General features: G+C 71.7%; 13 protein-coding genes. 10 read left to right on the top strand and 3 right to left on the bottom strand.

Annotation, left to right across the window (positions count from 1 at the left end):
* Positions 1-112: 112 nt before the first annotated feature.
* The 5 genes from ABD340_RS27650 (at position 113) to ABD340_RS27630 (ending at position 5,169) form a co-directional block, all read left to right on the top strand.
* Positions 113-1,531 (top strand): family 2B encapsulin nanocompartment shell protein, encoded by a 1,419-nt coding sequence (locus tag ABD340_RS27650; RefSeq protein ID WP_344592791.1) that lies wholly within the window; start codon positions 113-115, stop codon positions 1,529-1,531.
* Positions 1,532-1,586: 55 nt separating this feature from the next.
* Positions 1,587-2,957 carry a family 2B encapsulin nanocompartment shell protein gene (locus ABD340_RS27645; RefSeq protein WP_344592789.1) on the top strand — a complete coding sequence of 457 codons (1,371 nt, stop codon included), beginning with the start codon at positions 1,587-1,589 and terminating at the stop codon, positions 2,955-2,957.
* Positions 2,954-4,006 (top strand): family 2 encapsulin nanocompartment cargo protein polyprenyl transferase, encoded by a 1,053-nt coding sequence (locus tag ABD340_RS27640; RefSeq protein ID WP_344592787.1) that lies wholly within the window; start codon positions 2,954-2,956, stop codon positions 4,004-4,006. The genes ABD340_RS27645 and ABD340_RS27640 overlap by 4 nt, the downstream gene beginning before the upstream one ends.
* A 33-nt stretch (positions 4,007-4,039) precedes the next feature.
* On the top strand, positions 4,040-4,276 hold the full coding sequence (locus tag ABD340_RS27635) for a hypothetical protein (protein ID WP_344592786.1): 237 nt from the start codon (positions 4,040-4,042) through the stop codon (positions 4,274-4,276).
* Positions 4,277-4,596: 320 nt separating this feature from the next.
* Positions 4,597-5,169 (top strand): hypothetical protein, encoded by a 573-nt coding sequence (locus tag ABD340_RS27630; protein ID WP_344592785.1) that lies wholly within the window; start codon positions 4,597-4,599, stop codon positions 5,167-5,169.
* 191 nt (positions 5,170-5,360) lie between these two features.
* On the opposite strand, the gene ABD340_RS27625 is transcribed toward ABD340_RS27630, so the two are convergent.
* Positions 5,361-6,014, bottom strand: a complete 654-nt coding sequence (locus ABD340_RS27625; protein ID WP_344592784.1) for a DUF5701 family protein — start codon at positions 6,012-6,014, stop codon at positions 5,361-5,363.
* 159 nt (positions 6,015-6,173) lie between these two features.
* Between ABD340_RS27625 and ABD340_RS27620 the strand changes: the two genes are divergently transcribed.
* From ABD340_RS27620 to ABD340_RS27605, 4 genes are all read left to right on the top strand, one after another.
* A complete protein-coding gene (locus tag ABD340_RS27620; RefSeq protein ID WP_344592783.1) occupies positions 6,174-7,034 on the top strand; it encodes a thermonuclease family protein in 861 nt (286 codons plus the stop codon).
* Between the two features lie 24 nt (positions 7,035-7,058).
* Entirely contained in the window at positions 7,059-8,141 is a 1,083-nt protein-coding gene (gene galT / locus ABD340_RS27615; protein WP_344592781.1) for a galactose-1-phosphate uridylyltransferase, read from the top strand.
* 4 nt (positions 8,142-8,145) lie between these two features.
* Complete coding sequence (locus ABD340_RS27610; RefSeq protein ID WP_344592779.1) at positions 8,146-8,655, top strand: hypothetical protein; 510 nt, start codon at positions 8,146-8,148, stop codon at positions 8,653-8,655.
* Between the two features lie 185 nt (positions 8,656-8,840).
* Entirely contained in the window at positions 8,841-9,980 is a 1,140-nt protein-coding gene (locus ABD340_RS27605; RefSeq protein WP_344592778.1) for a rod shape-determining protein, read from the top strand.
* Positions 9,981-9,984: 4 nt separating this feature from the next.
* On the opposite strand, the gene ABD340_RS27600 is transcribed toward ABD340_RS27605, so the two are convergent.
* Positions 9,985-10,794, bottom strand: a complete 810-nt coding sequence (locus ABD340_RS27600; protein ID WP_344592776.1) for a transporter substrate-binding domain-containing protein — start codon at positions 10,792-10,794, stop codon at positions 9,985-9,987.
* 47 nt (positions 10,795-10,841) lie between these two features.
* Here ABD340_RS27600 and ABD340_RS27595 point away from each other — a divergent pair, with 47 nt between their 5' ends.
* Positions 10,842-10,979 (top strand): hypothetical protein, encoded by a 138-nt coding sequence (locus tag ABD340_RS27595; protein WP_344592774.1) that lies wholly within the window; start codon positions 10,842-10,844, stop codon positions 10,977-10,979.
* Positions 10,980-11,042: 63 nt separating this feature from the next.
* Here the strand turns inward: ABD340_RS27595 and ABD340_RS27590 are convergent, their stop codons facing one another.
* A complete protein-coding gene (locus ABD340_RS27590; protein WP_344592773.1) occupies positions 11,043-11,987 on the bottom strand; it encodes a LamG-like jellyroll fold domain-containing protein in 945 nt (314 codons plus the stop codon).
* Between the last annotated feature and the right edge of the window lie 96 nt (positions 11,988-12,083).

The raw sequence follows: 12,083 nt of genomic DNA, 5'->3' as shown, positions 1-12,083 counted from the left end.
CCGGGGGATACAGGGCCCTTCCCGGACCGGCGCCCTGGGCCGCGGCACGCCGTGCGGCGGCCCTTCGCAACGGCAGCAGAGACGGCGTGCGACAGAACGGCGGTGTTTGATCGTGACCGAACAGCAGACCGAACAGCAGACGGCCGAACAGCAGCAGCTCAGCCTCGGCACGGCGGCGGCACGCAATCTCGCCACGACGACCAAGTCCGTACCGCAGATGCAGGGCATCTCCTCCCGGTGGCTGCTGAAGCTGCTGCCCTGGGTGCGCGCGGCCGGCGGCGCGTACCGCGTCAACCGCCGGGTCAGCTACACCGTCGGCGACGGCCGCATCACCTTCATGAACGGCGGCGCCGACCTCCAGGTCGTCCCGCGCGAACTGGGCGAGCTGGCCCCGCTGCGCGGCTTCGACGACGAACCGGTGCTGGAGGCGCTGGCGGGCCGGTTCACCCGGGAGGACTACTCCGCGGGCGAGGTCATCGTGGCGGCCGGCGGCCCGGTCGACCGGGTCGTCCTGATCGCGCACGGCAAGGCCGGCAAGATCGGCGCCGGCGAGTACGGCGACGAGGCGGTCCTCGCCGTGGTGGCCGACGGCGGCTTCTTCGGCGACCGCGCGCTCGCGCACGACGACGAGACCTGGGAGTACTCGGTCAAGGCGCTCACCGCCTGCACCGTGTTCACCCTGAGCCGCGACCAGTTCCAGCAGGTCCTGGCCCTGTCGGACGATCTGCGCGGGCATGTCGAGGAGTTCCTGCGCGGCTCGGGGCGATCGGTCAACCCCTACGGCGAGGCCGCGATCGAGCTGGCCTCCGGGCACTCCGGCGAGCCGGTGCTGCCGGGCACCTTCGTCGACTACGAGCTCAAGCCCCGCGAGTACGAGCTGAGCGTCGCGCAGACCGTGCTGCGCGTGCACTCGCGCGTCGCCGACCTCTACAACGAGCCGATGGACCAGGTCGAGCAGCAGCTCCGGCTGACCATCGAGGCGCTGCGCGAGCGGCAGGAGAACGAGCTGATCAACAACCGCGACTTCGGGCTGCTGCACAACGCCGAGCCGTCCCAGCGCATCCCCACCCGGTCCGGCCCGCCCACCCCCGACGACATGGACGAGCTGCTCACCCTCGTCTGGAAGGAGCCGGCGTTCTTCCTCGCCCACCCCAAGGCGATCGCGGCGTTCGGGCGGGAGTGCAGCCGGCGCGGCGTCTACCCCGACAGCGTGGACGTCAACGGCCACCAGGTCCCGGCCTGGCGCGGCGTCCCGCTGTTCCCGAGCAACAAGATCCCGATCAGCCGGACCAGCACCAGCTCGGTGCTGCTGATGCGCACCGGCGAGGCCGCCCAGGGCGTCATCGGCCTGCACCAGACCGGCCTGCCCGACGAGGTCCAGCCCGGCCTGTCGGTGCGGTTCATGGGCGTCGACGCCCAGGCCCTCATCTCCTACCTGGTCAGCGCCTACTACTCGGCGGCCGTGCTGGTCCCCGACGCGCTGGGGGTCCTGGACAGCGTCGAGATCGCGCACGGCGGCGCGGCCCAGTGATCCCTGCCTTCCCTCCCCGCCCCCCAAGGAATTCGCCCCCAGGAAGGTGTAGCCCATGACCGAACAGCAGCTGAGCCTCAGCACGGCGGCGGCACGGAACCTGGCGACCACCACCAAGTCCGTCCCGCAGATGCAGGGCATCACCCCGCGGTGGCTGCTGCGGCTGCTGCCCTGGGTGGAGGTGTCCGCCGGGACCTACCGGGTGAACCGCCGCCTCACCTACCAGCTGGGCGACGGGCTGGTCAGCTTCGTCAACACCGGCACCGATATCAGCGTCGTGCCGCCGGAGCTGGCCGAGCTGCCGCCGCTGCGCGGGTTCGCCGACCCCGGCGCGCTGGAGGCGCTGGCGCAGCGGTTCGCCCAGCGCGAGTACGCCACGGGCGACACCATCGCGACCGAGGGCGACCCGGTCGACCAGGTCATCCTGATCGCGCACGGCAAGGTGAGCCGGATCGCGACCGGCGAGTACGGCGCGCATGCCGAGCTGGGCGTGCTGGCCGACGGCCGGTTCCTCGGCGACCAGGCGCTGCTCGGATCGGACGCCACCTGGGGATGCACGGTGCGCGCGCTGACCCCGACGACCGTGCTGGTGCTGTCGGCCTCCGACATCGCCGCCTTGACCGGGCTGTCGGCCCCCTTGCGCGACCATCTGGAGGAGTACAGACGCTCCCCGAGCCCGCCGAGCAACCGCGCCGGCGAGGCCGAGATCGACCTGTCGTCCGGGCACTTCGGCGAGCCGGTGCTGCCGGGCACCTTCGTCGACTACGAGCTCAGGCCCCGCGAGTACGAGCTGAGCGTGGCGCAGACCAGGCTGCACGTCCACAGCCGGGTCGCCGACCTCTACAACGAGCCCATGAACCAGGTCGAGCAGCAGCTGCGGCTGACCGTCGAGGCGCTGCTCGAACGCCAGGAGCACGATCTGATCAACAACCCCCGGTACGGGCTGCTGCACAACGCCGACCTGCGGCAGCGCGTCTCCACCCGGTCCGGCCCGCCCACCCCCGACGACATGGACGAGCTGGTCTCCAAGCGGCGCAAGTCGCGGTTCTTCCTCGCCCATCCCAAGGCGATCGCCGCGTTCGGCCGCGAGTGCACCCGCCGGGGCGTCTACCCGCAGGGCACCGTCCACGACGGGGCGCGGGTGCAGGCCTGGCGCGGTGTGCCGATCTTCCCCTGCGACAAGATCCCGATCAGCCCGTCCGGGACCTCCTCGATCCTGTGCATGCGGACCGGCGAGTCCGACGAGGGCGTGGTCGGGCTGCGCCGCACCGGGCTGCCCGACGAGGTCCGGCCCGGCCTGTCGGTGCGGTTCATGGGCGTGGACGACAGGGCGGTCGTGTCGTACCTGGTCAGCACCTACCATTCGGCGGCCGTGCTGGTCCCGGACGCGCTCGGCGTGCTGGAGCATGTCGAGGTCGCCCGGTGACGGGTGACACCGTCACGGGCGGCACCGTGGCGGGCGGACGATCGGGGGTCGAGGTACTGGCCTGGAGCCGGGGGCTGCTCGACCCCGCGCTGCGCGAGGCGATCGACCGGCTGCCCGACGCCATGCGCCGGATCGCGGCCTACCACTTCGGCTGGTGCGACGAGCACGGCCGTCCCGCCGACGCCGCCGGGGGCAAGGCGATCCGTCCCGCACTGGTGCTGCTGATCGCCGAGGCGTCGGGCGGCACCGCGGCGGCGGCGCTGCCCGCCGCCGCCGCGGTCGAGCTCGCGCACAACTTCTCGCTGCTGCACGACGATGTGATGGACGGCGACCTCACCCGGCGGCACCGCGCCACGGTCTGGAGCGTGTTCGGCGAGCCCGCCGCGATCCTGGCCGGCGACGCCCTGCTGGCCCGCGCCTTCGAGCTGATCGCCGACGCGCCGCACGCCGCCGCGCCGCGGGCGGGACGGGTGCTGGCCGGCGCGGTGCTCGACCTGGTGGAGGGGCAGAGCGCCGACATGGCCTTCGAGCTGCGCGAGAACGTCGACCTCGACGAGTGCCTGGCGATGGCGGCCGACAAGACCGCCGCGCTGCTCGCCGGCGCCTGCACGATCGGCGCCGCGCACGGCACCGGCCCGCCCGGCCGGATCGACCACTACCACCGCTTCGGCGAACGGCTCGGGCTGGCCTTCCAGCTGGTGGACGATCTGCTCGGCATCTGGGGCGACCCTGCCGTGACGGGCAAACCGGTGCATTCCGATCTGCGCAGCCGCAAGAAGAGCCTGCCCGTGGTGGCGGCGCTGACGTCCGGCGGCGCGGCGAGCGAGGAACTGGCCGCGCTCTACCGCGCGGACCACACCCTGACCGCCGCCGAGGCCGGCCGCGCCGCGGAGCTGGTCGAGGCGGCCGGCGGCCGGGCCTGGGCCGCCCGCCGTGCCGACGAGTACCTGGAGGAGGCGCTGACCCACCTGGACCTCGCCGAACCCGCCGCCCCGGCGGCGGAGGAGCTGCGCGCCCTGGCCCGCCTGACCACCGTCCGGGACCACTAAGGGGTCGATCAAATGTTCGACTAAGGTGGTGATGTGCAGGAGACCAGCGATCATGTGCCGTTCGTCTGCCCGCGGGGGCACCGGCTGGGGCCGGGCCGGGTCATCGTCGGCTGGTCCCCCTGCGTGTGCCCGCCCTGCGCCCAGCGCGGCCGGGGCCTACGCGGCCACCGCACCTACCTGTGCCTGACCTGCAAGAACGAGAGCATTACCACGATGTGCTACCAGCCGTACCACGTCCCCGACAAGGCCGCCGCCTACCGCTGGCCTTGAGCCGCGTTCGCCGCGGGGTGCGCACGGGAGAACAGGCAGGCCCTCCGGCCTCGAGGCTGGAGGGCCTGCCGCACACAAAGCTACTTCGCGGCCGGTCGCGCGTGCCCGAGAGGGCGCCACAAAACGAAACCCGACCGCCACAGTTAGTCACTGAAGATTGGCGACCAGGCGTTATCTGCAGAGTGCGCGACTTAATTGGCAGCATGAAAGATGAACATCTACGCGGAGCGATGATACGGCTACGCCGTCAACTCGAATTGAGTCGTTTTCTGCCGTCCTCCATGCCTTGCGTGCTTGATCTTCTTTGCTGTATTCATTGGGTGTCTTCTTATCCGCAAGCAGGGGGCATCATGTCCTGGTATTCCATCGCATCCCGGGTTCGTCAAAACCGCCCTGCCTCCGTGCTGGTCGGTGGCCTGACCATGCTCGTGGGGCTGACCGCCTCCGCGACTCCGGCCGTGCAGGCGCAGGAGCCCACGACCAGGGCCGCCGACCCGACATGCAACAACGTCCTGCAACCCCTGCCCAACTACGACATCCGCAACTTCGAGGCGTGCGCGTCGGTGCGATTCACGCCGGATAAATGGTCGTCTGGCAACTTCTACGTCGACGGCGTGGTCACCGTGCGGCGTGCCGAGGCGTCCGAGGGCTCCCCGGACGTCACGATCAATGTGCGGGACATCCAGCTGTATCAGGGCTGGAATGCCGCAAATTCCGAGTGGCAGGTCGTACGGCGCAGCGGTTCGCTCCAGGGCACCAACTCCATCAACTGGTCCGTGACCCATGGATCGGTTTCCCCGAGTGCCGGGCGCGCCTACCGGACCTGTGTGGTGTGGCAGGCCGCCGACCTGGGCGATCAGATTACCTGCACGAAGGCCGTCCCGCTGACCTGAGCCAGGAAGGCGGTGGCTGAGGCAAGCGCCTCGGCCACCGCGCATTGAGGCCCCGTCGAGGCTTATGCAAAAGCCGGTCCGAAGAAATGTGGTCCGATTATCGGTCCCCTTCAGAGGAGGCCGTTCCGGTATAGACCAGTGCGAACCGTCCCGTACCGTCAATGGTGGACCTTGACAGTGCGGGCCCGGCGTCAGGCGGCGCGGTCGGCGGCCGAGGCCATCCCGAGCCAGGTGTGCGGGTTGCCCGCCCAGCACCAGCCGAGCTTGGGCGCGTTCTGGCTGATCCAGATCGCCGGGACGCGGCGGTCGCCGCATCGCGACCCGCCCAGCGAGAAGCACTTGTTCTTGGCCAGGAGCGCGGGGAACTGGGTGACCACCGCGAGGCCCTCCTCGATGGTCAGCAGGGTGCGGCCGCGTCCGGCGATGGCCGCCATCGCGTCGTCGGGCACGGCGCCGCAGAACTCTTCGCCGCGCTCGACGTCGAACAGCAGGTAGGCGCGGGCGTCGGGCAGTTCGACCTCCTTGGTCGGGACGAACCCGGGCAGGTCGTCCTCGGGGAAGTTGCGGTCGATGAAGCCCGGCTTCTTCTTGCCGTCCAGGGTCGTGCGCGCCACCGCCTCCTTGATCGGGACGAGGTCCCGGGTGACGACGAGGACGAAGGGGGTGCGCCCCGCGGCCGAGGGCTCCAGGCCCGTGGCCCGTTCGGTCGCGGTGCGGCGCAGTGGGGCGAGCAGGGCGGCGAGTTCCTCCTCGCTGAGTCCGGCGGCCCGGTGGTGGCCGCGGTCGAGCAGCGTGCGGATCTGGCGGTCGAACTCGCCGCCCGCATCGAACTGGTTGGACGTCAAGGTCTGCCTCCCGGTCGGGACTCCGTTACTCCGTACAACATACAGAGTTTCCGTCCTATTCCGGACGCTACGGAGGGTAGGTAGTAAACGGTCAGAGCGTGACATGCGCGGCGAACAATGCGAGGCTGGGACGAACGGGACCTAATTCAGGGGGATCCCATGGTGACCTTCGATTTCCCGCGCACCGACCGGGCCGCCGCATCGCGCGTCCTGGTCGACCACTCCGACGGCGACACCTCGGTCATCGAGCAGCCGATCCGGATGGTCTCGGTGGACACCCCGGAGAAGGCGGCGTACGCCGGGAAGCCGTCCACCGCACAGCCCAAGCTGGACCGCTGCCGCGCCCGGCTCGCCGACGGCACCTTCGACCAGCTCATCCCGGACGGCCTGCGGGAGCACCTGCTGGACCGGCTCACCCCGGACGCCGCCGCGCGGCACATCGCCGCCGCCGAACGCGCCACCGCGCACTTCCAGATCCTGCGCGAGCGCCGCCTCACCCGGCCGGACGGCAGGATCCGCCGGGTCGCGGTGGTGCCCACCGGCGAGCTCATCGACCGGTACGGGCGGATGCTGGCCTACCTCGCGCCCTGGTTCGCGGGCGGCGACACCGACCCGCTGCCGCCTCGCGACCACCCGGACCGGCGCACCCTCAACCTCGACATGGTGGCCGCCGGCTGGGGCGCGATGTTCCTCATCTACCCGTCCATCCCGCGCGACTCCGACCTGAAGCTGCTGCTGGACGAGGCGGACGCCGCTTGGACGCAGAAGCGCGGCATGTGGGACGAGTTCGGCGAGGACCTGCTGCTCGGCTACGAGTACCGGGCGTGCATCAAGCTCGGTGTGGCCGCTCTCGACGACCCGGAGGCCGCCGTGGAGGACGCCTACCAGCGCATCTGCGTCGACCTCGACGGCCTGCGGGTGCTGGGCCTGTTCGACTACCACCTTGCGTCGCCGTCCCGCCGCCTCTGGATCTGGGAGAAGGATTTCGACCAGGCCCGTGAGGACCTGAAGCTGCCATAGCGCCCTTGCCGGTAGCCTCGCCGCGTGGTGCGTACACGGAGCAGGCTCGCCGACGGGCGTGAGATCGTCTACTTCGACCGCGGGCCGGGGCGCGAACCGGTGCCCGACCCGCGCGACCTCACGGCGTCCGAGCCGCTCTGCGAGGCGCGGCGGGACCCGCTGACCGGCGACTGGGTCACCGTCACCGCCCACCGCAACACCCGCACCTTCCTGCCTCCGCCCGACCAGTGCCCGCTCTGCCCGGGCGGCCCCGCGTCGGAGATCCCGGACGAGGGGTACGAGGTGGTGTCGTTCGAGAACCGGTTCCCGTCCTTCTCCACGCGCTCCCCGGACGTCCCGGGGCTCGTGGACGGGCAGGAGCTCTTCGCGCGGGCGCCCGGCACCGGACGGTGCGAGGTCGTCTGCTTCACCGACGACCACGAGGCGACCCTCGCACGGCTGCCCGTCCACCGGGTGCGGCTGGTGGTAGACGCGTGGGCCGACCGCACGTCCGCGCTGTCCGCCGAACCCGGCATCGCACAGGTCTTCGTGTTCGAGAACCGCGGCGTCGAGATCGGCGTGACGCTGCACCACCCGCACGGGCAGATCTACGGCTACCCGTTCATCACGCCCCGCACCGAGCGGATGCTCGCCATGGCGTCCGCGCACCGCACCGCCACCGGCGGCGACCTGTTCGGCGACGTGCTGGACGCCGAGCGCGCGGCGGGCACGCGGATCATCCAAGCGGGCGAGCACTGGACGGCCTTCGTCCCGGCCGCCGCGCGCTGGCCGGTCGAGGCCCATCTGATGCCGCACCGGCACGTCCCCGACCTCGCCGCGCTGACCGGGCCCGAACGCGAGGAGCTCGCCGTCCTGTACCGCGACGTGCTGCGCCGCTGCGACGCGCTCTACGGCACGCCGCTGCCGTACGTGGCGGGCTGGCAGCAGGCGCCGGTGGGCGAGGGACGCGACCTGCTCCGGCTGCATCTGCAGCTGTTCTCCGTCCGCCGGGCCGCCGACAAGATCAAGTACCTGGCGGGGTCGGAGTCCGGGATGGCCGCCTGGATCAACGACGTCCCGCCGGAGCGCATCGCCGCCCGGCTCCGGGACGCGGACCCCGCCGGCTGAGGGCATGGGGAACAGCTTCACGGCGTACGGCACCCGCGCCGCCGAAGACCACCTCTACCTCAGCAACGGCGGCACCGACGTCTTCTTCGACGTCCTGACGCTGGGCGGCTGCGCGATCGCCGTGTCCACCTGGGAGCGGAACCTCGTCCTGCACTTCGCCGACGGGCACCGCTACTCGCGCGGGTTCTCCGGGTTCGACGTGAGCGAGCTGCCCTGGACGGCGGACTGGCCCTCGGAGAAGGCGTTCCTTCTCGCGGTCGTCGACAAGGCGAGCACCCGGCACGGCTGGGACTCGCTCGCCTACTACCCGCCGTACGCGAGCGACTACCTGCGCCGTTACCGATCGATGGTGGCCGGCCTGCCCGCGCCCGTTCCGGTGCCGCGGCACGGAATCCGGGACGACTGGCGCGAACCGCCGCCGCCGGAGCATCTCGCCCTGTGCCCGTTCCATCGCGTTTACCAAGGTCAGCTGGGCTGCCGCCTCTGCGACCCGGAAATCCAGCCCGTGCCGTAGCGCGCTGTCATTCGCTCACGGTTCCTCCTGAACAGGTAGGGAACCCAGGGCAGTCCGTTTGCCATACCGGGAGTCATCGCTGGTGTTAGGGCAAACCCGACAGGGTGAGGAGATAAGGGAACGGTCGGACACCGCCGTCGAACCTGGCGGAACGCCCGGAACGCTCGACACAAGGGGGCAAGCAGATGGCTCACCACGGCCGCAGGCGCCTGAGTGACTTCCCGTGCCGCGCCACAGCCGTCGACCTCGGCAGCGCCACGGTACGGATGCATTTGCACGGCCGTGGAATCGTGGCCCGGCAGCCGTCCGCCATGGCCCGCTGCGCCCGTACCGGCCGGCTGCTGGCCACCGGGACCCTCGCGCTGACCCTCGCCTCGAACGAGCGCGGCGTCACGCTGGTCCACCCGATCCGCAACGGGGTGCCGGCGGAGACCGACGAGACCGAGAGCCTGCTGCGCTTCCTGCTGCGCTCGCACCACCGGATGCGGCACATGGCCAAGCCGAACATGGTCGTGGCCGTCCCGAGCACCGTCAACCAGGTGCACCTCGCCGCGGTCCGGGAGGCCGCCTACGGGGCCGGCGCCCGGCGCCTCATGATCGTGCCGGCCCCGGTCGCCGCCGCGCACGGCGTGGGCATCCCCGGCTCCGGCGAGGACGTGGCGATCATCGCCGACATCGGCGCGCAGGTGACCGACGTCGGCGTGCTGCTCGGCGGCGAGCTGGTCGGCTCGCACAGCGCGCTGGTCGGCGGCGCCGCCATGGACGAGGCCATCATCGCCCGCGCCCGCTGGAAGTACGGCCTGGTGATCGGGCCGGTGACCGCGGAGGCGGCCAAGCTGGAGCTGGGCACCGCGACCCCGGACCAGGGGCCCGACCGGGTGGCCGTCGTGCACGGCAAGGACCGGCACAGCGACCTGCCGTGCCGGGCGGTGCTGTCGTCCACCGACGTGCACGCCGCGATCGCCCCCGCGCTGGGCGCGATCGTGCGCACGGTGCGGACCGCGGTGTCGGCCGCGCCGCCGGAGATGGCGCGGGACTTCCTGTCGGTGGGGATCACGCTCACCGGCGGCGCCGCGCGCCTGCCCGGGCTGGACGAGCTGATCCGCCGGGAGACCGGCCTGCGCGCGCGGGTGGCGCCGGACGCGGCGGACGCGGTCGTGCTGGGCGCGGCCGAGCTGCTGCGCCCGGACGGCCGGAAGGGCGCCGGCCGCGGCCCCGGCGGCTTCGTCGCCTCCGACGAGCCGCGCATCGCCGTCCACGGGTACGCGAACGCGGAGGAGGCCGCCGCGGCCGAGCAAGAGGCCGCGCTCACCGGCGGGCGCTGACGCCTTAGTCGCAGCCCTCGAACTGGGGGACTTCGATGATTCCGCGGTCCAGGCCCGTGCCGCCGAACCATTTGGCGAACAGCGCGTCGGCGGTGCGGTCCTGGTACATCCGCGTGATGGCCTTGTTGAGCGCCTCGCAGCCGCCGGTGTCGCCGCGCCGGATCCCGATGCCGGTGTTCTGCTCGCTGATCTTGGCGTCGAGCAGCCGGGTGGTGCCGGTCCCGTCCCGTCTGATGAGCCCGGCCAGGATGACGTCGTTGGTGGTGATCGCGTCGATCGCCCGGGTCCGGATCATCGACATGCACTGGTCGTAGCTCGCCGCCCGGACGAGCTGGGCGGTCATCCCGTGCAGGGCCAGCAGCCGCGTGGTCGGGTCGGCGCCCTCGACCGCGCAGAACCTGCGGTCCTTCAGGTCGCGCACCGCTTTGACGTCGCGCTCCTCCGACCGCACCATGACGTCCTGGTAGGAGTTGTAATAGGGCCCGGCGAACGCGATCTGCGTCTTGCGGTCGGGGGTGACCGACAGGGTCGCCAGGACCAGGTCCACCTTTCCGTCCCGCAGCGCCGAGATCCGCTGGGACGCCAGGACGGGCACGAAGGAGACCTTGCTGCCCAGCCGCCGTCCGACGTACCGCGCGACGTCGATGTCGAAGCCCTCGAACGTCCCGTCCGGGCGCCGGAAGCCGAGCGAGGGCAGGTCCGGGCGGACGCCCACGACCAGGGTCTCCTTGCCGAGGATGGATTCCGTCCGGGCGCCGCCGCAGCCCGCCGTCAGCAGCCCGGCAACCATGACGATCAACGCGAGCAGCCGCATCCCGCCATCATCCCGAGCCGCGGATCGCGGGCACAAGAGGCGGTGCCTTGGCCCACTGTGGCCACGGCCGGGCCCGCCGACACACCCCAGGGCAGGAGGACCAGGCCATCGTCAGCCGCGTCGACCAGGCCCGGCTCGACAAGCTGCCGGCCGAGCACGACCCGTTCGCCACCCCGAAGCCGTGAGGCCGGAAAAGGGAGGCGCGCCCCGCCCGGGAGGGTGGCGGGGCGCGCTTGGCTGAGGGCCGGTCAGCGGCGGTACTGGTGGCGCACCTCGGTGGCGGTCGCGGGACGGTCCAGGAAGAGCAGCGTGTCCATCCGGCAGTTGCACGGGTTCTGTTCCCGGGTGTTCTGCGGGAAGCTGCCGCCGATCTTGATCCCGGCCGGGTCGCTGGCCGTGGTCACGTCCGGCTCGGGCGGGCCCTCGATCGCCCACGGGTCGTCGGCGCGGGTGTAGAAGCCCGGCAGCGCCTCGCCGTTCTTGTAAAGCGCCATGGTGCCGGTGTCGAAGTCGAACGTCGCGGCCAGGTGCACCCACTTGTTCATCGGGAGGATGCTCTGCCAGTCCTGGTCGGCGGCGAACGTCTGCGAGTTGCCGCCGTCGACGCGGCGGCCGAGGGCGACCACGCGCAGCTCGCCGTTGACGTTGATGAGCTCCAGCAGCGCCCGTACGTCGTGCCCGTTCGAGGTGCCGGTCAGCACGCCCGCCAGGCCGATCGCGTTGAACATGTCGCTCGGGTCGGGGGTGTTGGAGTTGGGGCTGGGGTTGGTGCCGGTCATCTTGAACCAGCCCATGATGGTGGCGCCCTTGGCGGCGTTGTACGCGCGCAGCGAGGGCACTCCGGTGGGGGAGTAGATCCCGGTCTTCCAGTCGTCGTTTCCGGCGACGGTCGGGTTGACCTGGCCGAGCTGGAGGGCGCGGCCGCTCCCGCGGTGGGCGCGGTCGCGGACGCGCATCGCGGCGCCGCCGTTGATCAGGTCGATGTCGGTGCCGGAGCGGCCGCGGTCGCGTTCCTTGGCCGGGTTCCCCGGGACGGGGCTGTCGAAGTCGTAGGCGGCGACCAGGTTGCGCTTGAGGGTGGGGAAGACGTTCGGGCCGTGGTCGCCGCGGCTCTGCGCCTGGGCCGGGGCGGCGGCCAGCGAGGCGCCGATCGTGGCGGCCAGAAGCGCCGCCGGGACACGACGAACGATCATCGTCGGCTCCTTGGTGGACGGAGGATGGCCTGGCCCGGGTGACGGGGACCGGGGTCGCCCTCGGAGGGTTTTCGGGGTGGGGGGCCGTGGCGGCGC

It is taken from the genome of Actinomadura vinacea (assembly GCF_039532545.1).
GTDB classification, from domain to species: Bacteria; Actinomycetota; Actinomycetes; order Streptosporangiales; family Streptosporangiaceae; genus Spirillospora; species Spirillospora vinacea.
The sequence above is the reverse complement of the archived record's forward strand: the minus strand, read 5'-3'. Positions and strand labels throughout refer to the sequence as shown.